This is a genomic window from Arthrobacter sulfonylureivorans, from assembly GCF_047607445.1.
GTDB lineage: Bacteria > Actinomycetota > Actinomycetes > Actinomycetales > Micrococcaceae > Crystallibacter > Crystallibacter sulfonylureivorans_A.
Genome location: NZ_JBLKRT010000002.1, coordinates 114,480 through 140,731 on the forward strand (window position 1 = coordinate 114,480; position 26,252 = coordinate 140,731).

The 26,252-nt window shown below is 67.4% G+C and carries 25 protein-coding genes, 1 tRNA gene and 1 other RNA gene; 14 read left to right on the forward strand and 13 right to left on the reverse strand.

Translation table 11 applies throughout. From position 1 onward, the window contains the following. Positions 1-8 precede the first annotated feature (8 nt). Positions 9-713, forward strand: coding sequence for a DsbA family oxidoreductase (locus ACMX2H_RS01665; RefSeq protein WP_414958743.1), 705 nt, complete (start codon positions 9-11; stop codon positions 711-713). Between the two features lie 95 nt (positions 714-808). On the opposite strand, the gene ACMX2H_RS01670 is transcribed toward ACMX2H_RS01665, so the two are convergent. Then, positions 809-1,444 carry a dihydrofolate reductase family protein gene (locus tag ACMX2H_RS01670; RefSeq protein ID WP_414958671.1) on the reverse strand — a complete coding sequence of 212 codons (636 nt, stop codon included), beginning with the start codon at positions 1,442-1,444 and terminating at the stop codon, positions 809-811. Between the two features lie 545 nt (positions 1,445-1,989). Between ACMX2H_RS01670 and ACMX2H_RS01675 the strand changes: the two genes are divergently transcribed. After that, complete coding sequence (locus ACMX2H_RS01675) at positions 1,990-3,174, forward strand: MFS transporter (protein WP_414958672.1); 1,185 nt, start codon at positions 1,990-1,992, stop codon at positions 3,172-3,174. Between the two features lie 74 nt (positions 3,175-3,248). On the opposite strand, the gene ACMX2H_RS01680 is transcribed toward ACMX2H_RS01675, so the two are convergent. The 5 genes from ACMX2H_RS01680 to ACMX2H_RS01700 form a co-directional block, all read right to left on the reverse strand. Next, positions 3,249-3,920, reverse strand: coding sequence for a LytR C-terminal domain-containing protein (locus tag ACMX2H_RS01680; protein ID WP_414958673.1), 672 nt, complete (start codon positions 3,918-3,920; stop codon positions 3,249-3,251). Continuing rightward, the gene (locus tag ACMX2H_RS01685) at positions 3,913-4,212 is read right to left on the reverse strand and encodes a type II toxin-antitoxin system VapB family antitoxin (RefSeq protein ID WP_127514137.1); all 300 of its coding nucleotides are present in this window, start codon (positions 4,210-4,212) and stop codon (positions 3,913-3,915) included. The genes ACMX2H_RS01680 and ACMX2H_RS01685 overlap by 8 nt, the downstream gene beginning before the upstream one ends. Before the next feature lie 134 nt (positions 4,213-4,346). After that, positions 4,347-5,954 (reverse strand): multicopper oxidase domain-containing protein, encoded by a 1,608-nt coding sequence (locus ACMX2H_RS01690; RefSeq protein WP_414958674.1) that lies wholly within the window; start codon positions 5,952-5,954, stop codon positions 4,347-4,349. Next, positions 5,951-7,594, reverse strand: coding sequence for a multicopper oxidase domain-containing protein (locus ACMX2H_RS01695; RefSeq protein WP_414958675.1), 1,644 nt, complete (start codon positions 7,592-7,594; stop codon positions 5,951-5,953). Before ACMX2H_RS01695 ends, ACMX2H_RS01690 begins: the two co-directional genes overlap by 4 nt. After that, a complete protein-coding gene (locus ACMX2H_RS01700; protein WP_414958676.1) occupies positions 7,587-8,315 on the reverse strand; it encodes a DUF4352 domain-containing protein in 729 nt (242 codons plus the stop codon). Before ACMX2H_RS01700 ends, ACMX2H_RS01695 begins: the two co-directional genes overlap by 8 nt. A gap of 112 nt (positions 8,316-8,427) precedes the next feature. On the opposite strand from ACMX2H_RS01700, the gene ACMX2H_RS01705 reads away from it, so the two are divergent. From ACMX2H_RS01705 to ACMX2H_RS01715, 3 genes are all read left to right on the forward strand, one after another. Then, positions 8,428-9,339 carry a Cof-type HAD-IIB family hydrolase gene (locus ACMX2H_RS01705; RefSeq protein WP_414958677.1) on the forward strand — a complete coding sequence of 304 codons (912 nt, stop codon included), beginning with the start codon at positions 8,428-8,430 and terminating at the stop codon, positions 9,337-9,339. 122 nt (positions 9,340-9,461) lie between these two features. Beyond that, positions 9,462-10,493 (forward strand): isopenicillin N synthase family dioxygenase, encoded by a 1,032-nt coding sequence (locus ACMX2H_RS01710; protein WP_414958678.1) that lies wholly within the window; start codon positions 9,462-9,464, stop codon positions 10,491-10,493. A 235-nt stretch (positions 10,494-10,728) separates the two neighbouring features. Beyond that, positions 10,729-11,634, forward strand: a complete 906-nt coding sequence (locus ACMX2H_RS01715) for an oxygenase MpaB family protein (RefSeq protein WP_414958679.1) — start codon at positions 10,729-10,731, stop codon at positions 11,632-11,634. Between the two features lie 234 nt (positions 11,635-11,868). Here ACMX2H_RS01715 and ACMX2H_RS01720 read toward each other — a convergent pair whose 3' ends face one another. The 3 genes from ACMX2H_RS01720 to ACMX2H_RS01730 all read right to left on the reverse strand — a co-directional run bounded on the left by ACMX2H_RS01720 (position 11,869) and on the right by ACMX2H_RS01730 (position 12,899). Continuing rightward, positions 11,869-12,192, reverse strand: coding sequence for a transcriptional regulator (locus ACMX2H_RS01720; RefSeq protein WP_414958680.1), 324 nt, complete (start codon positions 12,190-12,192; stop codon positions 11,869-11,871). Beyond that, on the reverse strand, positions 12,170-12,433 hold the full coding sequence (locus ACMX2H_RS01725; RefSeq protein ID WP_414958681.1) for a hypothetical protein: 264 nt from the start codon (positions 12,431-12,433) through the stop codon (positions 12,170-12,172). The genes ACMX2H_RS01720 and ACMX2H_RS01725 overlap by 23 nt, the downstream gene beginning before the upstream one ends. Before the next feature lie 378 nt (positions 12,434-12,811). Next, positions 12,812-12,899, reverse strand: a tRNA-Ser gene (locus ACMX2H_RS01730). Positions 12,900-13,148: 249 nt separating this feature from the next. Between ACMX2H_RS01730 and ACMX2H_RS01735 the strand changes: the two genes are divergently transcribed. The 4 genes from ACMX2H_RS01735 to recR all read left to right on the forward strand — a co-directional run bounded on the left by ACMX2H_RS01735 (position 13,149) and on the right by recR (position 18,473). Then, entirely contained in the window at positions 13,149-14,156 is a 1,008-nt protein-coding gene (locus ACMX2H_RS01735) for a prenyltransferase/squalene oxidase repeat-containing protein (protein ID WP_414958682.1), read from the forward strand. A 7-nt stretch (positions 14,157-14,163) separates the two neighbouring features. Next, positions 14,164-14,259: signal recognition particle sRNA small type (gene ffs, locus ACMX2H_RS01740), an RNA gene on the forward strand. A gap of 77 nt (positions 14,260-14,336) precedes the next feature. Then, positions 14,337-17,852 (forward strand): DNA polymerase III subunit gamma and tau, encoded by a 3,516-nt coding sequence (locus ACMX2H_RS01745; protein WP_414958683.1) that lies wholly within the window; start codon positions 14,337-14,339, stop codon positions 17,850-17,852. Between the two features lie 24 nt (positions 17,853-17,876). Beyond that, positions 17,877-18,473, forward strand: a complete 597-nt coding sequence (recR, locus tag ACMX2H_RS01750) for a recombination mediator RecR (protein ID WP_414958684.1) — start codon at positions 17,877-17,879, stop codon at positions 18,471-18,473. A 97-nt stretch (positions 18,474-18,570) separates the two neighbouring features. Here the strand turns inward: recR and ACMX2H_RS01755 are convergent, their stop codons facing one another. Then, positions 18,571-19,371, reverse strand: a complete 801-nt coding sequence (locus tag ACMX2H_RS01755; protein WP_414958685.1) for an alpha/beta fold hydrolase — start codon at positions 19,369-19,371, stop codon at positions 18,571-18,573. A 158-nt stretch (positions 19,372-19,529) separates the two neighbouring features. Then, on the reverse strand, positions 19,530-20,297 hold the full coding sequence (locus ACMX2H_RS01760; RefSeq protein ID WP_414958686.1) for a GntR family transcriptional regulator: 768 nt from the start codon (positions 20,295-20,297) through the stop codon (positions 19,530-19,532). Between the two features lie 316 nt (positions 20,298-20,613). On the opposite strand from ACMX2H_RS01760, the gene ehuB reads away from it, so the two are divergent. The 5 genes from ehuB (at position 20,614) to ACMX2H_RS01785 (ending at position 25,378) form a co-directional block, all read left to right on the forward strand. Then, a complete protein-coding gene (ehuB, locus tag ACMX2H_RS01765; protein WP_414958687.1) occupies positions 20,614-21,528 on the forward strand; it encodes an ectoine/hydroxyectoine ABC transporter substrate-binding protein EhuB in 915 nt (304 codons plus the stop codon). 9 nt (positions 21,529-21,537) lie between these two features. Then, on the forward strand, positions 21,538-22,269 hold the full coding sequence (gene ehuC, locus ACMX2H_RS01770; RefSeq protein ID WP_414958688.1) for an ectoine/hydroxyectoine ABC transporter permease subunit EhuC: 732 nt from the start codon (positions 21,538-21,540) through the stop codon (positions 22,267-22,269). After that, the gene (gene ehuD, locus ACMX2H_RS01775) at positions 22,269-22,922 is read left to right on the forward strand and encodes an ectoine/hydroxyectoine ABC transporter permease subunit EhuD (protein ID WP_414958689.1); all 654 of its coding nucleotides are present in this window, start codon (positions 22,269-22,271) and stop codon (positions 22,920-22,922) included. The genes ehuC and ehuD overlap by 1 nt, the downstream gene beginning before the upstream one ends. A 10-nt stretch (positions 22,923-22,932) precedes the next feature. After that, positions 22,933-23,751: an ectoine/hydroxyectoine ABC transporter ATP-binding protein EhuA gene (gene ehuA / locus ACMX2H_RS01780; RefSeq protein WP_414958744.1), complete on the forward strand. Its 819-nt coding sequence runs from the start codon at positions 22,933-22,935 to the stop codon at positions 23,749-23,751. Between the two features lie 340 nt (positions 23,752-24,091). Next, positions 24,092-25,378 carry an aspartate kinase gene (locus tag ACMX2H_RS01785; protein ID WP_414958690.1) on the forward strand — a complete coding sequence of 429 codons (1,287 nt, stop codon included), beginning with the start codon at positions 24,092-24,094 and terminating at the stop codon, positions 25,376-25,378. 310 nt (positions 25,379-25,688) lie between these two features. Here the strand turns inward: ACMX2H_RS01785 and ACMX2H_RS01790 are convergent, their stop codons facing one another. Then, a complete protein-coding gene (locus tag ACMX2H_RS01790) occupies positions 25,689-25,886 on the reverse strand; it encodes a hypothetical protein (RefSeq protein WP_414958691.1) in 198 nt (65 codons plus the stop codon). A gap of 138 nt (positions 25,887-26,024) precedes the next feature. Beyond that, positions 26,025-26,237, reverse strand: a complete 213-nt coding sequence (locus ACMX2H_RS01795; RefSeq protein ID WP_364644974.1) for a hypothetical protein — start codon at positions 26,235-26,237, stop codon at positions 26,025-26,027. Positions 26,238-26,252: the final 15 nt, after the last annotated feature.

Consider the following 26,252-nt stretch of genomic DNA (forward strand, 5'->3'; position numbering starts at 1 on the left):
ACGTGTCCATGAAGATTGAGATCTGGTCAGACATCGCGTGCCCCTGGTGCTTCATTGGCAAGCGCCGCTTCGAGACGGCCCTGGCGGGCTTTGAGCACAAGGACCAGATTGACGTCGAGTGGCGCAGCTACCAACTCGACCCCACGCTGCCGGAGCACTACGACGGCACGGAAACCGAGTACTTGTCCCGGATCAAGGGCATCCCGCAGGAGCAGGTCAAGCAGATGTTCGGCCATGTGACAGCGCAGGCCGCCGGCGAGGGGCTGAACTACGACTTCGACAAGGTCGTGGTGGCGAACAGCTTCACCGCACACCGCTTCCTGCACCTGGCCAAGGAGCACGGGCTGATGGACCAGGCCAAGGACGCGCTGCTGTCCGGCCATTTCGAGCAAGGCAAGGACATTGGCGACCCGGAGTATCTGGTGAGCACCGGCGTCGCACTGGGCCTTGATGAGACGGAGATCCGCGAGACGCTGGCGGGCGACCGCTTTGCCGCGGAGGTCCGCGCCGACATTGCCGAAGCCCGCGCGCTGGGCGTCAACGGGGTGCCGTTCTTCGTGCTGGACCGCAAGTACGGGATCTCCGGCGCGCAGCCGGCCGAGGCGTTCGCGCAGGCGATCCGGCAGGCGTGGAACGAGCGCAGCCCGCTGACCGTGCTGCCGCAGTCGACGTCGGCCGACGGCGCGGTGTGCGGCCCGGACGGCTGCAACTGAACTGACTGACCGGCACCGGCGGGACGCTTTCGGGCGGCCCGCCGGTTTGCTGTTGAACCGCTGCGGCCCCGTCTAACCCGCCGCGGCCCGCTGGATCACCGCGAGCCGCGGACCGGCGGGCCGTCGAGCAGGGTGGGGACGTATTCGAGCAACTGGAGCCGGCCGTCGAAGATCCGGCTGTCCACCATCTCCAGCGCGACGTCGGGATAGCCGTCGTAGATCCGCTCGGACCCCGTTTTGCCCGTGATGACCGGGAAGACGACCAGCCGGAACCGGTCTACCAGGCCCGCGGTCAGCAGCGACCGGGTGAGGCTGAGGCTGCCGAGCGTGCTCAGGGTCCCGGTCCGGGTCCGCTTCATCTCCCGGACCGCCTCCACCGCGTCCCCGCTGACCAGCTCCGTGTTCGGCCAGGCCAGCGGCTCCTGCACGGTGGAGGAAAACACCACCTTGGGCACCGCGGCCAGCCCGCTCAGGCTGGCCTCTTCCTCCTCGGAGAAGCCGGAGTCGCGGGCCTCGGCTTCCGCCGACATCCCGGACATCAGCCGATAGGTGTTCGCGCCCATCAGGAGGGTGTAATCCTTCTGCGCCTCCTCATCGAGCCAGGCCAGGTATTCCGGCCCCTCCAAACCCCACCAACCGGGCCAGCCCTCGGCCGAGGCGTACCCGTCCAGGGAAATGATCAGGTCCACCAGCAGGTCTGCTGACGGTGTCTCCGCGGTTGCCTCGCCCATTACGTTCTCCTCGCCCCGACCGCCGGCCGCCGGGTCCCGCGGCTGCGCTTGGCGGCCATGCTACCGCCGAGGCAAGGGGTTGTTGAAGGGCGTGCGGCCTTACTGAGGCCCCCTGTTTTGTGTTCCGGGGTCCCGTCCGCTGCTCGGTGCCAGCTGGTCCGCAACGTGGTCGGCGCCCGGTGGGCGGCGCCCGGTGGGCGGCGCCCGCTGGTCAGCAGCGCGGTCGGCGCCCGGTGGCCAAGCTCATAACGCTTCCTGCCGTGCGGAACGAGGACCGGCAGTAGAGTAAGAAGGCTTGGCACCTCACGGATGAGGACCGATGCCACGGACCTCCTCGAACCGGCTGACGGCCTTCCTGCTGTCCCGCGGTGGTCCGCTTCCCCTTGATGTGGCGTCCGCCGTCCGCCGTCCCCCGAGCGACGGCGGCGGAGCACCTGATTGCGCCCCGGCGGATCGGTTCGCCCCTGAATCGGTTCCGCTTGCCTGCGCGTGCACGTATTGGCAACGGCCGGCCCGGCCCGACCGTGGAAAGGACTGATAGCGGGATGTACCAGCAACCGGCGAAACTCTGGACGAAGAACTTCATCCTGGCGATCGTCGTCAACCTGTTCATCTCCATGGTCTTCTACATGCTGATGACCACCATGGCGCTGTACGCGGTGGACCGGTTCCAGGCCTCCGACACCGCCGCCGGATTCGCTTCCAGTGCTTTCGTGGTCGGTTCCGTCTTCGCCAGGATCTTCGCCGGGCGGCTGCTGGACATTGTCGGCCGGCGGAGGCTGATCCTGGTGACCATGGCGGTGTTCGTGGCCGCCTCGCTGCTCTACATTCCCACCGGTTCGCTGGCCTGGCTGCTGGTGCTCCGGATTGTGCATGGCATGGCCTTCGGCGCGGGCACCACGGCCGTGGCTGCCTCTGCGCAATCCCTGATCCCGCATGCGCGGCGCGGCGAGGGAACCGGCTACTTTGGCTTGTCCACAACGCTCTCGACGGCGGTGGGCCCGTTTGTGGGCGTGCTGCTGGCAGGACTGGGAAACTACAACGCCATGTTCTACTTCTCCGCCGCCGCCTCAGTCGCGGCCCTGGTGGTGGCCCTGTTCCTGCGGGTGCCGGAACTGCCAGCCGCGGAGCGCCCGGGCAGGTTCCGAATGACGCTGAGCGACATCTTCGAAACGGCCGCCCTGCCGATCTCCTGCGTCATCCTGCTGGCGGGAACCGCCTACTCCGGCATCCTTACCTTCTTGACTTCCTACGCGGAGACGCGGGGATCCGCCGCGCTGGCCAGCGTGTTCTTCCTGGTCTACGCCGGGGCCGTGCTGCTCTCCCGCCTGTTTGCCGGACGGATCCAGGACCGGCGCGGCGACAACAGTGTCATGTACCCCACCCTGGTCTCCTTTGTGCTGGGCCTACTGCTGCTGATCCCGGAGCCCACACTGCTGACGATTATCGGCTCGGCCATCTTCAGCGGCATCGGCTTCGGCACGGTCATGTCCGGTGCGCAGGCGATTGCCGTCAAGGTGTCGCCGACAATGCGGATTGGCACCGCGACGTCCACGTTCTTCCTGATGCTGGATGTCGGCGGCGGACTCGGGCCCCTGGTGCTGGGCGCGCTCATCCCGGTGCTCGACTACCCGGGCATGTACCTGATGCTGGCCGTGGTGATGGTGCTGGCCACGCTGCTGTACTTCTTTGCACATGGCCGGCACGGCGGCCGCGCCGTCCACGCCTGAACCGGAACTCGGTAGGCCGGTACCTGGGTCAGGCGCCCGGTTGAGCCGGGCAGCTACCCACCCGATCCTGGGCGCTACCCGGCCGGTTCGGTGGGTTTGGGCGAAAGCCGCGGACAGCTGAGCAGTCCGGGTGTTTGATCAACCTTGTTGACGGCGACCAGCTCTTTGTAACCGGCGCCCACCACCACGTCCACGCTGTCGTCGGCGCGGTTGTCCGCCACGTACTCGGTGTCCGGGATGTTCCGCTGCAGGTTGAAGGCGTTGGCCTCCCCCGCCTTGCCGGAGACCACCACGGCGCTCATGCCGTAGAAGCTCAAGGTCTTGTTGCCCACCGAACCGATGTCGTAGCCGCGATCGGCCAGTTGGGAGGCCACCTTGCTGCCCAGACCTTCCAACTGCGTGCCGTTGTAGACGTTGAGCCGGAAGGAACCGTTATCCGGGTAGTCGTAGGTGCCGGCTGGGCAGGTGATGGGCACGGGCGGTGGCGGCGGGCCCCAGCCGGGAATCTTCAAGTCTCCGCGGGCCACGGCCATGGCGGTCAGCACTGCGGCGATAACCAGCCCCACCAGCAGCACCAGCACCACACCGTGCAAAATCCGGCGGTGATAAATGTGCGGCTTCTCCACGTTGCCGTCGTCTTCGAAGGCGACATCCAGGTCGTCCTCGGTAATCACACGGCGGCCCTGCCAGTCCAAGGGCTGCTGGGGCTGGCGTTTGGGTGGCGGCGGGACGCTGGTATCAGTCATCGACCACCAGGACCCGGGCGTGCAAAACGGCCCTCTGATGGAGCGCCGTGCGGACCGCGCGGTGCAGTCCGTCTTCCAGATACAGGTTGCCCTTCCACTGCACCACGTGCGGGAACAGGTCGCCGAAGAATGTGGAGTCCTCGGCCAGCAGGGCGTCCAGATCCAGGGTGGACTTGGTGGTGATCAGCTCGTCGAGGCGCACCTGGCGCGGCGGCACCCCGGCCCAATCCTTGGGGCTGACGTGGCCATGTTCGGGATAGGGACGATGGTCGCCGACGGCTTTGAAGATCACGGACCCAGCCTAAGGAACTCCGGCGCCGAATGAAACGCAAACCGCTGGGAGCAGCCGACCGTGGCCAAATGGTTACGCTCCGGGTCGCCGACCGGCGCCGGCTCCGCACCCCGCCCACACCCGGCCCGCCCCTATCAGGCGGCGGTGATCGGCACCTCGCGGACTCCCAGGATCTCGCCGGTGATCCAGTCCTCCCATTCCACCCGCAGCCGGTACCGCCCTGGCTCCGGCGGATGCAGGATCACGTCGTACCGCTCGGCGGCGCCGAAGGCCAGCACACTGGTCAGCAACGGGTATCCGGCCTCCCGGCAGGTAGGCGCCGGCGCACCCGGCACCGACGTGTCGCGGAACGGCCGGCCGTCATGGGCGATCAACTCCGCCATCCGCACGGGTTCCCCCTCCGCCGTCGTAAAGTGCATGTGGTTGGGAAGGTAGTTGGCGTTCAGGATGCGCAGCAGCGTGGGCTTCTTCACGCCTCCGGCGACGTTGGCCCGCAGCGCCGACAGGCTCCACACCCGGTTGTCGCCCGAGCGCCTGCGGATCAGTTCGCCGCCCATCAGGTAGAAGTGCTTGGGCTCAAACCGGTTCAGCCCCACGTCTTCGCCGGAGAGCCCGGCCGCATGGTGCATTTCATGCCAGCGCGGATCCAGTGAGTACGGGATCAGTATCGACTCGGTGTCGATGTCGTACTCCGGCCCGTCGACGAATGCCCGGCGTGCACCCGGCGTCACCGGATAGTCCGGATGGACCACCGGGTCCACGATCACCGGGCCGAACATGCCCATCTGCGCATGCAGCACGGTGTTGACGTGGCAGTGGTAGAAGTAGGTCCCGGCCGCGCCATAGTTGGGATCCCCCGGACGGCCCGGTTCCGGCGCCCACTGGTAGGTGTAGGTGCCGCCGATCTCGAACGAGGTGTGCCCCACGCCGTCGTTGCGCGGGTCCGGCTCCAGCCCGTGCCAGTGGATGGTGTGCGGCCCCATCGAGGGATGCACGGTGGCGTGGAAGATCTCCCCTTCCAGCGGGCGGATCAGCGGACCCGGAAAACCGCGGCCCGACTGCGGCGAATCGAAGCTCCACATTTCGAACGTCGCGCCGTCGTCGAAGCGCAGGTCCCGGTTGAAGACCTCCAGGTACACGGACGAATGCGGCGTCTGCCGGAACTCGGTCACCGGGCGGTCCAGGTCCAACTGGTCGGAGCTGAAGTCCACCTGGCTGCGGAAGCTGTGACGCGGGATCTCGTCGTCGTCCGGCCGCGGGCCCTGCGTCGGCTGCTGTGTCGGCTGCTGGCTCGGTTGCTGGGTCGGACCGGACGTCGGCTCCTGGCTGGGCCCGCCCGTTGGTCCCGCGGTTGGTTCCCCCGTGGGTGACGACGTCGGTGCCTCCGTGGGCTGCTGCGTCGGCTGCTGCGTGGGGCCGGCGGTGGCCGAGGCCGTTGGCTGCGGGGTCGGCTGGGACGTAGGCCGCGGCGTCGGCGCAGTTGTCGGTTTCGGCGTCGGAGCTGTGGTCGGTTTGCCCCGGCGCTTCCGATCGTCGTCGTCCTTTTTCTTGCGGGCCTCGGCTTCACGCTTCTTTCGGTCCTCCTCGCGCTTGCGGGCAGCCTCGTCGCGCTTCCGTTCGGCTTCCTGGCGCTTGCGCTCCTCGGCCGCGCGTTTGCGGGCCTGCTCCGCCTCGCGCTCGGCCTGCTTCGTGGACTTCCGATCGTCCGAGTCCCGCCGCAGCGGCACGGTCACGTTGCTCATGCTCCCTCCCCGGGAATCGGTGCCTTCAGGTTCCAGTGCGCCACCAAGCCGCCCGGATACATGCCGCCGGCGGCGGTTTGCGAGGGTTCGGCGTGGCAGTGCATCGGGTACTCCCAGTCGGTGGTCCGGGCGTTCCAGACCTGTTCAAGGGAATCCGGCGGCCGCTTGACCGGGATGATGCAGTCCTTGCGGTCCATCGGCTCCAGTTCCACCACGTCCTCCCACTGCTGCAGCACCACGTGGCCCTGCTGGTCCACATACCCGTCGCTCCGCGGCCAGTGGTAGTTGTTCCGCCGCACCGTCCAGAGGTGGTTCCCGTGGAAGTGGATCTGGTGGTAGACAATCCCGGGGTTGATCAGCCGGACCAGCTGGCCGCCGCGCAGGGTGCCGGCTGTGCTGCCTTCGCCGAACTGGCGCACATCAAGCTGCCGCGGATACCCGGAGACCAGGGTTTCCTCTTCGCTGGCCAGGTTCAGCGCCTCGTTACGGGTCATAGCCAGCGACTCGTAGCCGCTGCGTCCGTTGAGCGTGAAGTACCGCGGCACCGCTTTGGTCTGCAGCGGGTCAACGGTGCCCCCGGCGGCCTCGATCGCCGCCCAGTTCGACTCCACTGCATGGCACATCCACACCCACTGCCGTTCGAAGCTGGCCTTGCCGGGCGTGATGTCCCACTGGTGCACCGGGTCCATCACCACCAGCGCACCGAACAGCCCGAGCGTCCGCTCAACCGGCGCGTTGGTCGGATCGGTGTAGATGTACGTGCCGGCCGGCGGGCAGGGCAGCTCCAGCAGGGCGCTCTCCCCGGGCGCGATCGGACCGGTACCGGCGTCCGCGTGGTTGGGTCCGACGTCGTGCAGGACGAACTCGTGCTCCTTGGCCAGCCGGTTGTGCACCCGGAAGCGCAGCGTCGAGCCGGCCTCGGCGATGATGGTGCGCGCCGGGAAGTAGCTGGCCCAGTGGTTGCGCCGGATGAAGTATTGCCCGGGGTTCGCCGGGTCCGGGCCGTACGGCAGCGGCGTGCCGCGGGGCGGCAGCGCGGCGCCGAGCGGATAGGTCCGCGACTCCTCCAGCCGGCCGTCCGCGGTGAACACCTTGGGCACAACCGCCAGGCTGGGCGACGCGTCGCGCAAGCCGGTGGGCCGGTCGCCGAAACCGCGGTGGTAGACCAGCGAGTCGTCCACCATCTTCAGGTAGCCCTCGTTGATGTACAGGTCCAGCACGCCCGGCATGGGCACGACGGCGGAGGGCCGGGTCCCGGTGGCGGCGCCGGCATGGGCGCCTCCGGCCGGGGCGGGCCGGGCCTGGGTGCCGCCGGCCGGTGTTATGCCCGGCGTCCGGACCGTGGAAGGGGCGGACCGGGCGGGGCTCCTCAGCCCAGCCGCCGTCGCCTGGGCCGGTGCCGCGCCGCCCAGTCCGCCCAAGGCCAGCGCGCCGAGCCCGGCGGCGGCCCCGTACTTGAGGAAGTGCCAGCGCCCCACGCTGGCTGTCTCCGCGGCGCCGTTCGCCCGCCCGGCCTCCGCACCGGCAACATCGGCCGTCGCCGCAGTGGCCAGATCAGTGGCGGCCAGATCAGAAGCGGCCAGCTCCGAGGCAGCGCTACCCGTGGCGCCGTAGTCCGGCTCCGGGATCTGTTCAGTCATGATGGCCGCCTTCGTCCAGCCAGCCGGGTCTCAGCGCCACCCGGGGCACTTGGAGCTGCAGCGGCGCGGAGTGCAGCCACGGATCGGTGAACTCCGCGGAGAAGCTCTGCGCGTCCGCCGGCACCAGGAAACTGATCCAGAAGCGCTCGGCGCTCCCGGGTGCCAGCGACACAGCCTCCCCGGAGTCCCGGTTGGTCACCGTCGGCCCGCCGTCGCCGACCTTCAGCCGCAGCTGTCCGGGGGCGAACAGCACGGGACCGTCCGAAGCGTTCTGCACCTCCAGCTCCAGCAGCAGGTGGTCGCCCCATGTCATGTTCGCCGGCTGAGGTGCCGTCGCCACGATGGTGCCATGGCCCGCGTGCCCGGCGCTGCCTGCTGGCGCGCCCCCGCCCGACCCCGCTACCCCGCCTGAGCCTGCCGCTGCCGGCCCCGCCGCAGCGGAGGATTCCGCGCCCGTGGCGGGAACACCGCCGTCGTACGCCAACCGATGCTGGCGCTCCGCGGACACCAGCCGCACCGTGCCGAAGGACGTTTGCACGCCTCCCAGCGCCATGCCGCCTGCCCGTTGATGGCTGGCCGTGAGCAGACCTGCGCCGCCCACCACGCCGGCCACGCCGGCTCCGACCAAGACTCCGAAGACACGGCGCGAGAGACCGGACGGCAGGCTCGCGCTGCCCTCCGGCTCCGATGCGACCGCGCTATCCCCAATTAGCGTTGTCATTGCGGTACCGCTTCCACTCCCCAATGGATATAAGGACCCCATCGTTTCCGTCCGGACTTGGGAAAAACCTGAGGGGTTTCACACCGCCTTGGCACGCGGCCATACTGGGATCATGACCCTCACTGCCGGTGCCCCCGCCCGCCCCGAGCAGCCACCCATCGGGCTGCTGCTGGACGTCGACGGCCCGGTCTCCTCCCCGGTGACCCGCACGGTTCCGCCCGAGATCATTCATTCGCTGCTGGTGATGGCCAAGCGCGGCTGGCCGATCGTATTCAATACCGGGCGCTCGGACCACTTCATCCGCGAACAGGTGATGGAGCCGATGCTCGCCGCCGGAATGCCCGCAGGGGTGCGCTGCTACGCGGTCTGCGAGAAGGGCGCCGTCTGGTTCAGCTTCACCGCGGACGGCCCCGGAACCATCCATGTGGACCACTCGCTGGCCCCGCCGCAGGAGTTCGCCGCCGAAGTGCGCAAGCTGGTCAGCTCCGGCTACTCCAGCCTGATGTTCTTCGACGAAACCAAGAAGGCCATGGTGTCCGTGGAACAGGTGGTGGGCACGGAGAACCGGGAGTACCGCCGGGTGCAGGAGAAGTTCGACGCCGAGGTCCTGGCTCTGATGGGCCGGTTCGACATGGGTGCCACCCGGCTTGACCAGCACCTGCCGGACAGCGACGACCGGATTGACTACCGGGTGGATCCGAACATCATCGCCACGGACATCGAATCGGTGCAGCTGGGCAAGGACCTGGGCGCGCAGCGGGCGCTGGAGATGCTGGCCGCCGACGGCGTGGTGCCGCACGCCTGGCGGACGATGGGCGATTCGCGCACGGACTATGCCATGTCCGACCTGCTGCACCACCACGGCCATGCCGTGCTGCATGTGGATGTGCGGCCGGCGGAGGGAGTGCCGGAAAAGCCGTATCCGGTGCTGACCGCGGCGCATCTGGGCTTCCCGAAGGCCGTGCACGAGGAGGCCGGCGCGGCGTTCCTGCGGACCTGGGCGGCGATCGCGCAGACGCTGTAACACGGCGTAACCGGGGGCGTATTTGACGCCTGATTCCCGCGTGCGTCAAGCAAAACTTTGCCGGCGCAGTAAATCGTAACGTCCGTAATAATTGACAGCGGACCCGGTGCTAGCCTGCCAGCATGAACGCTTTTCAGGGATCCATTCCTGTCCTCGACATGAGCACCGCCCGGCTGGCGGACGGCAGCTTCAATCCGGACTTCATCGACCAACTGCGCGACGCCGCGCACCGCGTCGGTTTCTTCCAGATCATCGGCTACGGCGCTGCCGACGGCCAGGTGGCGGGGCTCTTCGATGCGATCAAGCGCTTCTTCGAGCTGCCGCTGGACGAGCGGCTCAAGCTGGACAACCGGAATTCCCCGCACTTCCGCGGCTACACCCGGATGGGCACCGAGCGGACCCAGGGCCGGGCCGATGCCCGCGAGCAGCTGGACTACTCGCCGGAGAGCGAGCCGGTCACCGACTACTCCGAGGACCAGAAGTACTGGCTGCTGCGCGGCCCGAACCAGTGGCCGGACGCTGTGCAGCCGGACCTGCGCGAGAAGGCCATGGCCTGGGCCGAGCTCATGTCCTCGGTGGGCCACGACCTGCTGGCCGCCATCGGCGTCGGACTGGGCCTGCCGGCGGACTACTTCGACGAGCCGTTCGCGGACACCCCGCACTGGATGGGCAAGCTGGTGCACTACGTGGGCGGCGTCGTGGAGGAAGCCGGCGACCAGGGCGTGGGCATCCACGCCGACTACGGTTTCGTCACCCTGCTGCTGCAGGACATGGTGGGCGGTCTGGAGGTCCGGCCGCCGGAGTCCGAGGAATGGCTGCCCGTGGAGCCGATCGAGGGCGCCTTGGTAGTGAACCTGGGCGAAATGCTTGAAGTGGCCACCGACGGCTACATCACCGCCACCATTCACCGCGTGCAGGCACCGCCGCCCGGCGTGGACCGCTACTCGGTGCCGTTCTTCTGGTCGCCGCGCCTGGACGCCGTGATCGATCCGGTGCCGCTGCCGGACGAGCTCAAGGCCGAGTCCCGCGGACGCACCGACGACCCGACCAACCCGATGCTCTCCAGCTTCGGCGCCAACATGCTCAAGGGCCGCCTCCGCGCCCACCCGGACGTCACCGAGAAGTACTACCCCGAACTCCTCGCCAAGAAGTAGCCTGGCCCCTTTGGTCGACCACCTCCCCGGTGGTCGACCAAAGGCGCTCGCGCCTGCGCGGAGACCCGCCCCTCCCGGTGGTCGACAGGCGCTCGCGCCTGCGTGGAGACCCGGAGCCCCACCCCCGGTGGTCGACCAAGCGAGCGCCAGCGAGCGCGCGGAGACCCGTGGAGACCCTCCGCGCAGCCCCACCCCTCCCGTACCCAACTGCCGCCCGCGCACCCATAATGGCTCTGTGGGCAACATCTTGATCCGCTGGCGCGATGAATTGCGCGGCACGTTCGCCGGACAGAGCAAAACGGTCCCCCAATGGGAACTGGAGCTGGAGTATGGCGACGATGCGGGCTACTTCGCGCCGGATTCCGCAGTCTGGACGGTCCACCGCTCGATGACCACCCTGGTGGCGGGCATCCGCTCGCTACTCACGCAAACGCTGCACCCAGGGGCACTGGCCGGCGTCGATGACTTCTCCGCCTACCGCGAGGCACCGCTGGCCCGGCTGGCCAACACCATCCGGTGGATCTTCACGGTCACCTACGGCGACACCGCCGCGGCGAAATCTGCCTGCGACCTGGTGCTGAACCTGCACGAACGCGTCCGCGGCACCTACACGGATGCTTCCGGCCAGCAGCAGGCCTACTACGCCAATGACCCGCATCTGCTGCGCTGGGTGCACCTGACCTTCACCGACGCCTTCGTCACCTCCCACCAGGCTTACGGCGGCCGGCTGCCCGGCGGGCCCGACCAGTATGTGGCCGAATGGGCCAAGGCCGGCGAACTGATGCAGGTTACCGATCCGCCCCTCACCTTCGCGGAACTGCGCACCCAACTGGACAGCTACCGCCCGGAGCTCACCGCCTCGCCTGCCATGCAGGAAACAGTAGAGTTCGTCCGCCACCCGCCGTTGCCCCGCTCCCAACGGCTGGGCTACAGCATTCTGTTCGCCGCCGCCGTCGAAACCCTGCCCGAGGATTACCGCCGGCTGCTGGGGCTGCGGCCGAGCACTCCGCTGCCGCTGCGGATCCTGATCAAGCCCGCCACCTGGCTGGTGCTCGGCGTCGTCCGGCTAGGCCTGAGCAAGACCGGCCCGAGCGAAGCCGCCGCACGCCGCCGACTCGCACGGCTCCGCCAGCAGGCCTGACCGCGCCGAGAGATCGCCGCCTCGCGCTCGGCACTCCGGCCGCAACTGTCCATGTTTTGGCGACCGCCGAAACAAACCCGCAGGTCAGAGCCTGATGCGTCTCCAAAACTTGGACAGTTATCGCTGAACGTGGACAGCTGTCACCGAACCTGGGCCACCGCAGACGGAGCTAGCCGCCGGGTGCGCCCTTCGGCGGCGAGCACGGCCGTCGTGATTAAGGCGAGCGCTGAACGATTAGGTCGCCGCGTCACCGGCAATCTTCCGGAGGGCCCGGACGTGCGCGTCGAATGCCTTACGTCCGGCTCGGGAGAGCGACAGCCACATCACCCGACGGGCATCACGCCGGTCCGCGGACGCCGCCTTGTCCGAGACCACATAGCCAGCCGCAACCAAGGTCTTCACGTGCTTGGACAGCGTGGCATCGGAAACATCCAGCGCATCCCGGAGAACGGCAAAATCGAGCCGGTCGACGGGTCGGAGAAGTCCGCAGATGCGCAGACGCAGCGGCGCATGGATAATCTCGTCGAAGCGCGCCTCATCCACGACGGAGGTTCTCAACCGCAGAACGGTAGGCCGCTCCGGCCAACCACGTCGTTACGGCGAACGCCACGACGCTAGTAAGGGCGACGCTCCAGTGCAGGCCAAAGGAAACCAGCCCGAGAGAAACACTGAACAACACGAGGCAGGTGACCACGATCCCGACGACAGCCAGTCCGGCACGCGTCCCCATGCTCCGGAATCGGACGCCGGTTTCCCGGTGGATCAGATAAACGACCACGAGAGCTACGGCCAGTGCCATCCAACCCATCGTCGGCGGTTCGTATCCCTCACCGGGCGACGTCCCTGCCGCCGAGCCGACCCACCACGCCGCCACGCCTCCGAATCCGGCGAGAAGCGGCCAAGGAACGCGGATAACCTCCGCAAGCCGATCCCGGTCGGCCGAAAGTTCGTTTAATGCCTCTATGGCCTCGCGACGCGACCGCCCCTGAAAATCACTTTCCATACCGGAAAGATATTAGATTCTTTCCGCCATGGCAAGTGATTGCTGATTCAAACATCCACTGCGCGGCTTTCCAGCGGGCGGCGAGCACAGCGCCGTGAATAAGGCGAGCGCCGTCGTCGTCGTTAAAGAGAAACAGCGGCCCCGGTCTGCAGTGCAGATCGGGGCCGCTGTTCTTGGCGGAGGATGGGGGATTTGAACCCCCGAGGGCGTGAACCCAACACGCGTTCCAGGCGTGCGCCATAGGCCGCTAGGCGAATCCTCCAGATGTTTGCTCACAAGAGCAGATACCAGAGTACCCGAAACCCGTCCGATCTGCCGAATCGGGCAGGTAGGGAGCAGGTCGCCTGCAGGCGCTAAACCGGCCACGGCCGGGGTCGCCGAAAGGAATTCTGCTCCGGCCGGATGTATCCGCCGGCCGGCTCTGGAAGCCTGAATCCGGCAGTGGCAAAATGTCGCCATAGAAAAGGTGAACGGCTCAGGGGAAGCCTTCATCCGAGGGGAATGAGGCGTCGTGGCTACCGCTCCGGAGTCCATTAACGGCAGCGCCCCATCGGCGCGCATAGTGGACTGGCTGCTGGCCGGAGACCCGTCGATCCGGTTCCAGACCCTGCGCGATCTGTGCGATGCGCCGGAGCCTGAGGTGGCCAAGGCGCAGGCCGATATTCCGGGCAACGGCTGGGGTGCGCTGCTCCTCCAGGCCCAGGATCCGGACGGCAGTTGGGGCGGCGGCCTGTACAACCCCAAGTGGACGTCCACCATGTTCACATTGCTGTTGCTGCACTGGCTGGGCCTGCAGCCCGGGCACCCGCAGGCCGTTTCCGGGTGTCTGCGGCTGCTGGACGGGGCGGAATACTTCGACGGCGGTATCGACTTTGGGCGGCATCCGCAGCGGGCCGAGAACTGCGTCACCGCGATGGCCGTGCTGGTCTGCTCCGAGCTGGGGCAGCGGTTGGACGGCGATTCACGGATAGACGACGCCGTGAATTGGCTGCTGGCGGAGGAACTCGCCGACGGCGGCTGGAACTGCGAGCCCCACACTTCGCCGGACAAGCACGGCTCCTTCCACACCACCATCAGCACACTGGAGGCGCTGGCCGCCTACCGGCACAGCGGCGGCCCGCTCCCGGTGGCTGCAGCCGAGGCCCGGGGCCGGGAGTTCCTGCTGATGCATTCGCTCTACCGTTCGCACCGCACCGGTTCGGTGGCCCATCCCACGCTGGCCCAGTTCCGGTTCCCGCCGCAATGGCACTTCGACATTCTGCGCGGGCTGGAGTATTTTCGCGCCGAACGCTGCCCGCAGGATGACCGGATGTCGATGGCCGTCCAGTCGATCGCTTCCCACCAGCGGACACCGGGCAACTGGGGCGGCTACCGGCCGTACCCGGGGCGGATGTGGTTCCGCTGGACGCCCGAGGACATCAGCCGCTGGGCCACGCTCCGCTGCGCCCGGGTGCTGCGTTGGTGGGACGCCGCCGGCCCGGCTCCCGTTGATTTCGGGACGCCGTCCGGAGTCGGGTAGACTATTCGTCGGCCCCTCATGCGGTGTCATCCTGTGAACTCCCCCAGGACCGGAAGGTAGCAAGGGTAAGCGGGCTCTGTCAGGTGCATGAGGGGTCTTTACTTATCCCCGCCTGCTGCCTATCCCCAGCCCCGGCGCTCCGGCGTGCGAGGGCCCAGTTTCAACCGATAGGGTTTCATCGTGAGTACAGCCCTTTACCGTCGCTACCGCCCGGACACTTTCGCGGACGTTATCGGGCAGGAACACGTCACCCATCCGCTGATGGCGGCACTGCAGAAGAACCGCGTCAACCACGCCTACCTGTTCTCCGGCCCGCGCGGTTGCGGCAAGACCACCTCCGCCCGAATTTTGGCCCGCTGCCTGAACTGCGCCGAAGGCCCCACCCCCACGCCGTGCGGTACGTGCGACTCCTGCGTTGAACTGGGCCGCGGCGGTCCCGGCAGCCTGGACGTCATCGAGATCGACGCCGCGTCGCACGGCGGCGTCGACGACGCCCGCGACCTGCGCGAGCGGGCCACCTTCGCCCCGGTGCGCGACCGCTACAAGATCTTCATCATCGACGAGGCCCATATGGTCACGCCCGCCGGCTTCAACGCGCTGCTGAAAATCGTCGAAGAGCCGCCGGAACACATCAAGTTCATCTTCGCCACCACCGAGCCGGACAAGGTCATCGGCACCATCCGCTCGCGCACCCACCACTACCCGTTCCGGCTGGTCCCGCCGGAGCCGCTGATGCAGTACCTGGAGCTGCTCTGCCAGCAGGAGAACGTGCCGGTTGCGCCCGGCGTGCTCTCGCTGGTGATCCGGGCGGGCGGCGGTTCGGTCCGCGACTCGTTGTCCGTGCTGGACCAGCTGATGGCCGGCGCCGGGCCTGCCGGGCTGGACTACGAACTGGCCGTCTCGCTACTCGGCTACACCCACGCTTCGCTGCTCGACGACGTCGTCGACGCCTTCGCGGCGGCAGACGCGTCCACGGTGTTCAGCGCGGTGGACCGCGTGGTGCAGACCGGTCACGACCCGCGCCGCTTCGTCGAAGACCTGCTGGAGCGCTTCCGAGACCTGATCATTGTCCGGGCCATGCCGGAGAGCGCCCACGCCATCCTGCGCGGCGTCCCGGAGGACCAGATCGCCCGGATGCAGACCCAGGCCAACCAGATGGGTGCCTCCGAGCTTTCCCGCGCCGCGGACATCACCAACCAAGCGCTGACCGAGATGACCGGTGCCACCTCGCCGCGCCTGCATCTGGAACTGCTCTGCGCGCGGATCCTGCTGCCCGCCGCCGACCAGGGCGAGCAAGGCGTCGCCGCCCGGGTGGACCGGATCGAACGCCGGCTCAGCTACGGCGGAGCCCCGGTGTCTGCCCCGCTCGACCAGGGCCAGGCACCGGTCGCCCACGCTGCCGCAGAACCCGCGCTCTCCGGGCCGGCTGCTGCCCGCGCCGCACTCCGCGGAGCCAACGCCCACAAGGCGCAGGCGCAGGCGCAGGAGCCCGCTCAGGCCCCGGCGTCAGTCCCCGCCTCAACCACGCCTGGATCTCCGCGCCCGGACGCCGAGCGCATCACTCCCCCGCGGGTGAGCACCGCCGATTGGCCGCGGGAGGACCAGCAGGCTCCGGCCTCTTCCGCCAACACCACCCAGCCGGCGGCGCAATCTGCCGCACAGCACGACGGCGGAGCTCCCGCCGCTTCCAGCCACACCGCACCTGCGTCTTCGGGAACCTTCGGATCCCCGGATTCAGCCGCCGCGTCCGGCGCCGCGCCGTCCGCTGGCGCGGATACTTCGGCGCCGGTGTCTTCGGCTTCGGCTGCTGCCGCGCCCGCCGGACCCGGCACGCCGTCCGGCGGCGCGGCGGGCGCCGAGGCCGGCCCCGCCGTCCCGGCGTCAGTTTTCGGAAACCCGCGCGACGCGGGCCGGGGAGACGCTGGGGTGAAGCGACCGTCCGACACTGCCAGCCCACAATCGAGTGCCCCCAACGCCTCAACTGCTTCCGCGGCCGATTGGGGCGGCACGTGGGGTGCTATGCCGGAACCGGCCCCCGCGCCGGAGAAGCCCGCCACCCCCGCGCCCGCATCGGCGAACCCGGCTGCACCGTCCGCGGCCCAGCAGGCCGGGGCACCGCAGGTCGGAACCCAGCAGGCTGGAACCCAGCAGGCTGGAACTCAGCAGGGCGAAACGCCGGGCCAGCAGCGGCAGGCACCGCGGCAGCCCCAGGGTCATCCTGACGCGCCGCAGCATCCGGCACAGGCAGCACCAGCCGCCCAGCAGCCGTCCCGTCCGGAACCAGCCGCAGCACCGCAGCAGCCGTCGCGGCAGGAGCAAGCTGCACCGCAGGCGTCCGCCCCGCGGCAGGACCAGGCTGCCCCGCAGGCCTCGGGCCAAATCGAGATGATCCGCCGAGCTTGGCCAGAGATCCTGAGCACCCTCAGCGGCATCCGCAAGGTGACCTGGATGAACGTGAGCGCCAATGCGTCGCCGCTCAGCCTCGACGGCTCGGCGCTCACGCTCGGTTTCAAGAACCAGGGTTCTGCAACAAACTTCGGCAACGGTGACCACGCGGAGAATCTGCGGCAGGCCATCCAGCAGGTCCTCGGCATGGATCTGCGGATCCTGACCGTGGAAGATGCTTCGGTGACAGCGGGTGAGTCCAGCCCAAAAGTACCAACTAGCCGGCAGCAGCCGGCAGACGGTGGATGGTCCGCCAACACCGCTACGGTAAGCGCGCCAGCGTCGGCAGAATCAGACCCCGCCCCCGCGGTCGCGCCGATGTCCCCGGCGCCGGGGGCCCCGCAGCCTGCCCCCAGTCCTGCCCCTTCACCAGTCGCATCGGTCGCTGGCGGGTGGCAGTCGCCGTCGTCCTCTGCCGGAGCTTCCGAGCCGGGAACTGCCGCTTCACCTGAATCGCCCGCCTCCCCCACTCCGGCTGATGCTGGTTATTCCGCTCCCAGCGGGATCTCAGCATCAACTGCGCCGTCCGCAGGCAGCGGCGATTCGGCGCCCACGGCCATGTCTGCCCACAGCGGCAGCTCAGCGGCCTCCGGTTGGTCCGCCGCATCGGCGGCGTCGGGTGCGTCAGCACCCAGCGGCATGTCCGGGGCCACTGCGGCCTCTGCGCCGTCGGCCGATTCACCGAACAGCGCCTCCGGCAACGGGCAACGGCCTCCGGCTCTGCCCGGCGAGAAGCCGGTCTTCGCGCAGCTGGCCGAGCGGATGTCCTCGGCGTCCGCTGTCTCCCGCGCCCCTGCAGCGGTGGCCGTGCAGTCCGCCCCGGGTCATCAGACCGCGGGAGCGGAAGCTGCTGCTCCCAGCGGGCCCGGAGCTGCCCAGCCCAACGCGCAGTTCGCGCCGGCGTCAGGCCCCAGCGCTCCGGCGCCCTCGGTCCCGGCTTCGCCCTACGACGACATCCCCTACGCCAACGACGAGCCGCCTGCCGAAGAATGGGAAACCACGCCCGATCGGCAGGTGCCCGGCCAGAAGCGCAGCCGCTACCAGCAGCTGCTGGACCAGGCGAAGGCGACGCAGGCGGCGGCAGCCCCAACGCCGTCCCCGTCGGGCAGTAACCTAAACTTGAAATACGTCGAGGACATCCCCAGCGACGACGACGAGTCCATCGAGGACTCCGGGCTTGTCGGCCGCGCAGCCATCGAACGTTTGCTCGGCGGACGCCTGATTGAAGAACGTAGCCACGACGGTTCCTGACCGGACGCGGAGAATGAAGGTTCAGTGTACGAAGGTGCTGTCCAGGAGCTGATCGACGAGCTCGGCCGCTTGCCTGGAATCGGCCCGAAGTCGGCCCAGCGCATCGCGTTCCATATCTTGGACGCCGATCCGGCCGACATGAAGCGGCTCGTTGACGCCGTGACCAACGTCAAGGAACGGGTGAAGTTCTGCTCCATCTGCGGGAACGTCTCCGAGCAGGAAACCTGCAACATCTGCCGCGATCCGCGCCGGGACCCCAGGGCCATCTGTGTGGTGGAAGAGTCCAAGGACGTCATCGCGATTGAGCGGACCCGTTCCTTCAAGGGCCGCTACCACGTGCTCGGCGGGGCGATCAATCCGATCGGCGGTGTGGGCCCGGAGCAGCTTCGGATCAAGGAGCTGTTGAACCGGCTCTCAGACAAGCAGATCGAAGAAATCATTATCGCTACCGATCCCAATCTGGAAGGCGAGGCGACCGCCACCTACCTGGCGCGCATGCTCAAGGCGATCGGCATCCCGGTCAGCCGGCTCGCCTCGGGCCTGCCGGTCGGCGGAGATCTGGAGTACGCGGACGAAGTCACCTTGGGCCGCGCCTTCGAAGGCCGCCGCATCCTGACCTAAGCCGCCGGTCTGGGCGCCCAGGCGGGTACGGCCGTGGCGCCGCATTCTGACCCGATCCCGCCGGCCGTGGGCGACTAAGCGGCTACGGTGCCGCAGATCAATCAGTCTCACCAGCCAAGAACTTGATGATGGCCTCCGTGACGGCGGTTGGCGCATCCTGAGTGACCAGATGACCGGCACCGCCGATCACGTGTTCTGGCACGTTCTCGGCCGCTGCCCAAGCTGGCATTGCCGTGGCGATGTTGCCGGTCTTGTCTTCTGCGCCGCGGATTAGGAGCAGGGGAACGGGCGTTCGGTACCCGGGGTCTGGGGCAACGAACTGCACGGTGGCCCGCCACACGTCGATAAACCCGCGTTTGCTGACCTGCGAGAAGGCGCGTTCCGCGTCGGCCCTTCCGGCGTCTGTAACAGTCGATGCCTTGGCCATGAGCTTCGGCAGACGCCGAGCAGGAATGAGCGCCAGCGCGGGAGCGGCCAATCGCAGCAGGAACCGTTCGCCGGAAGTGAGCGGTCCGGCATTCCACGTGGAGTCCATCACGATGAGACCCGCATACTTTCCTGGATTCCGCCGAACCAGTGCCTGCGCGATGTTGCCGCCGAGCGAGTGGCCCGCGAGCACGGGGCGATCCAGCCCCAGCGTGGTCAGGAGCGCTTCCACGTCTTGGACGAACAACTCTGCGGTGAGCGGCGCTGTATTCGGCTGGGACTGCCCCTGTCCGCGAAGGTCCAGCAAGACCACCCGCTGTCCCCGCTCTGCGAGCGCGGCCGCCTGCGCCTCGAACATGACGTGGTCGGCACCGGCACCATGAAGGAAAACCACCGCAGGGCCATCACCGGGCCTGTCCGCGTATCGAAGTACTACTCCGGGCAGTGTGAGCTCGTCGGGCAGATTCACCATGGGGTGAATGTAGCAAGCCGGTCAGGGGACGGTTAGGTGCCCGCTTGGTCTTCCCTTGGTCTCCACGCAGGCGCGAGCGCCTTTGGTCGACCACCGGGGTCGTTGTCCACCCGGTCTCCACGCAGGCGCAAGCGCCTTTGGTCGACCACCGGGGGGGGTTAGGGGTTTTGGTCGATGGGGCCGAGTTCGTAGACGGCACCGGGTTCGGGGACTTCGGCGACCGTTTCTACCTTGATGCCCTGCTCGGCCAGCTCACCGGTCATGCGGGCGGTGGCTTCGGTGAGGTGTTCTGCGATGGCCGCTACGGCCGCATCGGCGTCGCCGGATTTCAGCGCCGCCATGATGGCGCGGTGGGAGGGCGTGATTTCCCGGCGCACCACGTAGCCGTCCTTGCTGCTGAAGCTGGCCAGCCGCGTTTCCACCACCAGTGTGGACATGTAACGGGTCAGCCTGCCGTTGCCGGCGGCCTCGACCAGGGCGAAATGAAAGTCCAGATCCGCGTCGCCGATGGTCCGGGCATCCGTTCCTTTGACCGCCTCGACCAAGTGGTCGAAGGCCGCAGTCACCTTGGTGAGGGCACCGGCGTCGTTGTTTCGAATGAGGATCCGGGCGGCGTGCGCTTCAATGGCGATGCGCGCTTCAAACAAGTCGGGAAGGCGGTCCTCGGAGATCGTCGCCACGCGAAGACCCTGTCCGGGTATGGCGGTGAGCAGGCCTTCCTGCACCAGCCGCTGGGCGGCCTCGCGCAGCGGGCTACGGCTGACGCCCAGCTGCCGGGAAATCTCCACCTCGCGCAGCGGGGAACCAACGGGTAGTCCGCCTGAATAGACGGCGTTCCGCAGCTCGGTGGCGATCAGGTCCACCGTCGACGGACGGTGCACCCGCAGGAAGGCCGGCGCACCGGCCGGTGCGGAGTTCTGCGGCATCTGGTTCCTTACTCTTCCGGCGCTTCGGATGCAGGCGGGCGCCTGGTTTATCAGCGGGCGACCGCCGTTCAACCACCCCGTAGCCAAATTGTAATCAGCTGTGGGCGGCGGCATAGGGTCCCGGTCGTCCGCAGGGTTTTCACGGCTTCCTGCTGATTGTCGACAAACATACACGCTGACTCTCTGATTGTATGTTGACCAGAAGTTCATTAGCGTTGTCAACAGTCACAACCGAATTCGGGTCGGGTCGGCTGGGTTGCGCCGCAGAGGCGTGGGCTGGGTGGTTCGCCCCATTACACGACCGAAAGAGGAAATGATGAACGCGCGACTGACGAAGTCTCGAACAGCCTTGGCGGGCGCCAGCATTCTGGGCATGCTCCTGCTGGCAGGATGTGGCGACGGCCAAATCGACTCCGCCGAGGGCGGCGAAGGCGCCGCCACCGGCGACACCCTGGCCAAGATCAAGGATGAAGGCACCGTCACCGTCGGCATCGCCGGTGAAGCCCCGTACTCCTTCCAGGAAGGCGGCGAACCGACCGGCGGCACCATCGCCATGCACGAGGAGATTTTCAAGAACCTGGGCGTGGACAACGTCGAAGTGGCGCTGGTGGACTGGGACGCGCTGATTCCCGGGCTGAACGCGGGACGGTTCGACCTGGTCAGCGCAGGCATGTCGATCCTGCCCGAGCGCTGCGAACAGGCCGCGTTCAGCGATCCGGAGATCATGTACACCACCGCCCTGATGGTCAAGGAGGGCAATCCCAAGGGCCTTACCGACATGGATTCCGTGGTGAAGGCCGACGACGTGAAGCTGGCGGTACTCTCCGGCGGCATCGAGGCCGGTTACGCGGACAAGCTCGGCATCGACAACGTGCAGTCGGTGGGCAACGCCCAGGACGGCATGGACACCGTGGCCGCCGGCCGCGCGGACGCCTTCGCCATGACCGCAATTTCGCTGAACTGGCTGGCCGACAACAACCCGGACGCCGGCGTCGAGGTCACCGATGCCTTTGTGGCCAACATCGACGGCCAGGAGCAGATCGGCGCCGGCGGCACCGTATTCCGCAAGGGCGACACCGAGCTGATCGACGCCTACAACCAGGAGCTCGGCAAGATCACCGAGAGTCCGGAAACCTACGTGGACGTGCTCGGCGAATTCGGCTTCACCGAGGAGAACCTGCCGCCGAAGGATCTGACCACCGAGCAGCTCTGCGCCGGGACGGCAGGCTAGTCCATCCCCATGGAGGCAAATTTTGCAGCGCTGGCTGAGGCGGCGCCGAGGATCTGGGAAGGCTTGGGCATTACCCTCCTCCTGACCCTCGGCGGCGCCCTGCTGGCGATCGTCATTGCGGTGGTCCTGGGACTGGGTGCCCGCCTGAACAATGTCTTCTTGCGGGGCATCTGCCGGGTCTTCATCGAATTCTTCCGCGGCACCTCGCTGGTGGTGCAGCTGTTCTTCTTCTTCTTCGTGCTGCCGCAGCTGGGCGTGGACCTTCCGGCCATGGTCTGCGGCATCCTGGGGCTGGGGCTGAACTACGGCGCCTATTGCGCTGAAGTGGTGCGCGGTTCCATCAACTCCGTGCCCACCGGCCAGTGGGAGGCGACGACGGCGCTGAGCCTGTCCAAGGCGCAGCGGATGCGCCGGATCATCTTCCCGCAGGCCTGGGCCCTAATGATCCCGTCGTTGACCAACTACCTGATCCACATGCTCAAGGGCACGGCCATCGTCAGCTTCATTACGCTGGCCGACCTGACCTATCACACCGAGCAATTGCGCCAGGACACTAATACCTTCTTCGCCTACGGCGTCAGCCTGGTCATCTACTTTGTGCTGGCCTACATCCTGACGCTGATGATGAACGGCCTTGAGGTCCAGGCGAAGCACAAATTGGGCCGCGGCGACTCGCTGCGCGAAACCCTCAGCTTGAAGGCGCCGGAGACCACTGTTGCGGCGGAAGGAGGTAGGGGCTGATGAATGGATTATGGGATTGGGACGCCGCCTACGCCGTCCTCCCGGAGCTGTTGCTCGCGTTCCTGAAGGTGACGCTGCTGGTGACGGTTGTCAGTACCGCCATTGCCGCCGTGCTCGGCCTGGTCATCGCCATCCTGCGGATGTCCGTGCCCAAACCGGTGGCGGTGATCATCAACTTCGTCGGCGATTTCATCCGCATGACGCCGATCGTGGTGCAGCTGCTCTTCGCCTACTGGACGTTCCTGAGCGTTGACGCGATCATCATCGGCATCGCGGTCTTCGGCATCCACTACTCCACCTACATGGCAGAGGTCTACCGGGCCGGCATCGAATCCGTGCCCAAGGGCCAGTGGGAGGCCACCAAGGCACTGTCCATGTCCAAGTCGCGGACCTGGATTGCCGTGGTCATCCCGCAGGCCCTGCGTGCCACCGTTCCGGCGTTGGGCAACTACGCCATCTCGATGTTCAAGGACACACCGTTCCTGCTGACCATCGGCGTGGTGGAAATGGTCCGCGCTGGCCTGACCTTCGGTGGCAACCACTTCAGATATATGGAGGCCATCACCCTGGCCGGCGTGATCTTCCTGCTGGCCAGCTACCCGACCTCCCTGCTCATCTCCAGATTGGAAAAGCGCCTTGCCTACAACTACTGAACCCGAGACCATGCCCGCCCCCGACACCGCAGCCACCGTTCCCGCCATCAAGTTCGAGAACGTGGAGAAGCGGTTCGGCGACAACGTGGTCCTGAAGGACCTGAACTTCGAAGTCGCCAAGGGTGACCGCGTGACCCTGATCGGCCCCAGCGGTTCCGGCAAAACCACCATCCTGCGCCTGGTGATGACGCTGGAGGAGCTCAGCGGCGGATTTATCTACATCGACGGCGAGCCGCTCACCCACGAGGAGCGCGGCGGCAAGCGGGTGGAGCTGGGCGAAAAGGCACAGAAGCAGATCCGCAAGCGGATCGGCATGGTGTTCCAGCAGTTCAACCTGTTCCCCAACATGAGCGTGCTGGAGAACATCATCGAAGCCCCGGTGCACGTGCTGGGCCAGTCCAAGGAAGAGGCGACCGCCCGCGCCATGGAACTGCTGGAGAGCGTGGGGCTGCCGGATAAGGCGGACGCCCACCCGCTGGAGCTCTCCGGCGGCCAGCAGCAGCGGGTGGCGATTGCTCGGGCGCTAGCGATGGACCCGGAGATCCTGCTGCTGGACGAGGTCACCTCCGCGCTGGACCCGGAGATTGTGGGCGAAGTGCTGGGGATCCTGCGGCACATCGCCGACACCACCGACATCACCATGCTGATCGTCACGCATGAGATGCAGTTCGCCCGCGACGTCTCCAACCGGGTGATGATGTTCGACGGCGGCAAGGTTGTTGAAGAGGCGACGCCCGAGGTCATGTTCACCAACCCGCAGCACGAACGGACACAGGCGTTCCTGCACGCCGTCCTCGGCAACGGTGACGACCAGCTCGGCACCCGCTGAGCCGCCGGCTAGCCACCCGCTAGCCACCCGCTAGCCGAAACGAGTGTACGGATATGGCCCGTCCGGCGTCCGGAAGCGGGCCATATCCGTACACTCGATCCTCCGGACGGGGGTGGCAGCGCGACGCCGGCGCCGTGCGGCACTACGGTGAGGCACCGGCGTCGTTATGACCAAGGCCAGTCACACTGACCGGCCGCATTCTCTGCCGCCCCTGATGCGGCGTTAGAATTGCCCTGCCGCGCCGTGTCCGCAGCCAGGACCCGCGGCAGCCTTCCATAAGCCCGGCCGCCCGCCTCGAGCGGCACGTCCGGGCCCAACCCAGGAGTTGTTTAGAGCCCACATGAGCCTGATAGTGCAGAAGTTTGGCGGTTCCTCAGTCTCGGACGCCGAGGGTATTAAGCGCGTGGCCCAACGCGTGGTCGATACCCAGGCTGCCGGCAACCAAGTGGTGGTCGTCGTGTCCGCCATGGGGGACACCACCGACGAACTGCTGGACCTGGCCCACCAGGTCTCCTCCAACAGCAGCGCGCGCGAAATGGACATGCTGCTCTCCGCCGGCGAACGCATCTCCATGTCCCTGCTAGCCATGGCCATCCAGGAGTTCGGCTCCCGCGCGCAGTCCTTCACCGGCAGCCAGGCCGGCATGGTCACCGACGCCATCCACGGCAAGGCGCGGATCATCGACGTCTCGCCGCACCGGGTGCTGACCACCATTGAACGAGGCGAGATCGCCATTGTGGCCGGCTTCCAGGGCATCAGCCGGGAGAGCAACGACATCACCACGCTGGGCCGCGGCGGCTCGGACACCACCGCGGTGGCACTGGCGGCGGCCCTGGGCGCCGATGTCTGCGAGATCTACACCGATGTGGACGGCGTGTACACCGCCGATCCGCGCGTGGTGCACAGCGCCAAGAAGATCGACACCATCTCCAGCGAAGAGATGCTGGAGATGGCAGCCTCCGGCTCCAAGATCCTGCACCTGCGCTGCGTCGAGTATGCCCGCCGCTTCGGCGTGAAGCTGCACGTGCGCTCGTCCTTCAGCACCAACGAAGGGACCTGGGTGCTGCCCAACCCCGACGACAAGATCAAGATTCAAGAGGGAGAACCCTTGGAACAGCCCATCATCTCCGGCGTTGCCCACGACCGCTCCGAAGCCAAGGTCACCATCCTGGGCGTGCCGGACATCCCCGGCAAGGCCGCGGAAATCTTCGGCATCGTGGCCGGCGCGCACTCGAACATCGACATGATCGTGCAGAACATCTCCACCCGCGGCACCGGGAAGACGGACATCTCCTTCACGCTGCCCATGGTGGAGGGCAAGGAAGCCCTGGACGCGCTCAATGCGGCACAGGATGTTGTGGGCTTCGAGGGCATCCTCTACAACGAGAACGTTGGCAAGCTCTCGCTGATCGGCGCGGGCATGCGCTCCAACCCGGGCGTCTCCTACAAGTTCTTCGAGGCCCTGCACAAGGCCGGCGTGAACGTGGACATGATCTCCACCTCGGAGATCCGCATCTCGATTGTCACGCACGCCGACCTGCTGGATACCGCCGTCCGCGCGGTGCACGCCGCGTTCGACCTGGACACCGAAGAGGAAGCCACGGTCTACGGCGGCACCGGCCGCTGACCTGCCGCTGACCCGGCGGCTCGGCAAGCCGCGGATCCACTGACCGCGGACTCAGCCGACTGCGGACTCGCTGACCTCCGGATCGACTGATCAGCAGGCGCCCTTCCCATCCTTGGGAAGGGCGCCTGCCGATCTCTCGATGGGAACTGGCCCCTGGCATGGGTTCGGCCGGGGCTGGTCGGCGCCGCCCGCACCAATTGGCGGGCGCTGGCCTTCGTCGCCTGGGGGAACAACGACGGCGGTGCGCACCGCCGTCGCCATGTCGCCTGTCCCGGCGACTATTGGTTGTGAGGACGCCGCTTCCGGCGGCTCAGGCTTCAGGCTTCGCTGGCCTGCGGTAGGCGTACGAGTGGCCGGCTTCCCGCTCCACTTCGATCTGCGACAACTGTTCCTCCGAGGCTTTCTCCGCGGCGTCGTGCCGGTGGACCACAGGGGAATCCGCATCGATCCGGTCCGCCGGACCCCACACTTTTGCCGCCTTCTCCGTGGCACGCATGAATCGGTTCATGAAACGCGAATTCCCAGCCATTTGAATCACCTCTTGCTCGGAAGAATCCGTGGCATCAGTGTAACGAGCAGCGGTACGGAAATACAGGGTTTTGGGCGGCGAACAGCCCGCCCGGGCCCGCGATGGGCCGGCAGATTCCTAGGACTGCTTCTTCGGCACGATGTAGGTGCTGCCGTCGGCCCGGGTGACCGTTTCCCACTGCGATGCTTCGGCCTCGCGCTGCTTGAGCAGGGCCTTGTTCTCCTCGGTCATGGGATGGTCGACGCCGCTCTTCTGCGCCGGGCCGAAGACCCAGCGGAACTTGCCGGTCGCCCGCATAAACGCGTTGACGCGGGACTTCTTCTCGGCCATGTGCGTGATCCTTCT

Bases quoted from the DNA above. Each gene is read 5' to 3' on its own strand.
- ACMX2H_RS01755 (WP_414958685.1), bottom strand. From the start codon at position 19,371: ATGGTGAATCTGCCCGACGAGCTCACACTGCCCGGAGTAGTACTTCGA.
- ACMX2H_RS01665 (WP_414958743.1), top strand. From the start codon at position 9: ATGAAGATTGAGATCTGGTCAGACATCGCGTGCCCCTGGTGCTTCATT.
- ACMX2H_RS01785 (WP_414958690.1), top strand. From the start codon at position 24,092: ATGAGCCTGATAGTGCAGAAGTTTGGCGGTTCCTCAGTCTCGGACGCC.
- ACMX2H_RS01795 (WP_364644974.1), bottom strand. From the start codon at position 26,237: ATGGCCGAGAAGAAGTCCCGCGTCAACGCGTTTATGCGGGCGACCGGC.
- ehuB (WP_414958687.1), top strand. From the start codon at position 20,614: ATGAACGCGCGACTGACGAAGTCTCGAACAGCCTTGGCGGGCGCCAGC.
- ehuA (WP_414958744.1), top strand. From the start codon at position 22,933: ATGCCCGCCCCCGACACCGCAGCCACCGTTCCCGCCATCAAGTTCGAG.
- ACMX2H_RS01680 (WP_414958673.1), bottom strand. From the start codon at position 3,920: ATGACTGATACCAGCGTCCCGCCGCCACCCAAACGCCAGCCCCAGCAG.
- ACMX2H_RS01725 (WP_414958681.1), bottom strand. From the start codon at position 12,433: ATGGCACTGGCCGTAGCTCTCGTGGTCGTTTATCTGATCCACCGGGAA.
- ACMX2H_RS01690 (WP_414958674.1), bottom strand. From the start codon at position 5,954: ATGAGCAACGTGACCGTGCCGCTGCGGCGGGACTCGGACGATCGGAAG.
- ACMX2H_RS01705 (WP_414958677.1), top strand. From the start codon at position 8,428: ATGACCCTCACTGCCGGTGCCCCCGCCCGCCCCGAGCAGCCACCCATC.
- ACMX2H_RS01760 (WP_414958686.1), bottom strand. From the start codon at position 20,297: ATGCCGCAGAACTCCGCACCGGCCGGTGCGCCGGCCTTCCTGCGGGTG.
- ACMX2H_RS01700 (WP_414958676.1), bottom strand. From the start codon at position 8,315: ATGACAACGCTAATTGGGGATAGCGCGGTCGCATCGGAGCCGGAGGGC.
- ehuC (WP_414958688.1), top strand. From the start codon at position 21,538: ATGGAGGCAAATTTTGCAGCGCTGGCTGAGGCGGCGCCGAGGATCTGG.
- ACMX2H_RS01670 (WP_414958671.1), bottom strand. From the start codon at position 1,444: ATGGGCGAGGCAACCGCGGAGACACCGTCAGCAGACCTGCTGGTGGAC.
- ACMX2H_RS01710 (WP_414958678.1), top strand. From the start codon at position 9,462: ATGAACGCTTTTCAGGGATCCATTCCTGTCCTCGACATGAGCACCGCC.
- ehuD (WP_414958689.1), top strand. From the start codon at position 22,269: ATGAATGGATTATGGGATTGGGACGCCGCCTACGCCGTCCTCCCGGAG.
- ACMX2H_RS01695 (WP_414958675.1), bottom strand. From the start codon at position 7,594: ATGACTGAACAGATCCCGGAGCCGGACTACGGCGCCACGGGTAGCGCT.
- ACMX2H_RS01790 (WP_414958691.1), bottom strand. From the start codon at position 25,886: ATGAACCGATTCATGCGTGCCACGGAGAAGGCGGCAAAAGTGTGGGGT.
- ACMX2H_RS01675 (WP_414958672.1), top strand. From the start codon at position 1,990: ATGTACCAGCAACCGGCGAAACTCTGGACGAAGAACTTCATCCTGGCG.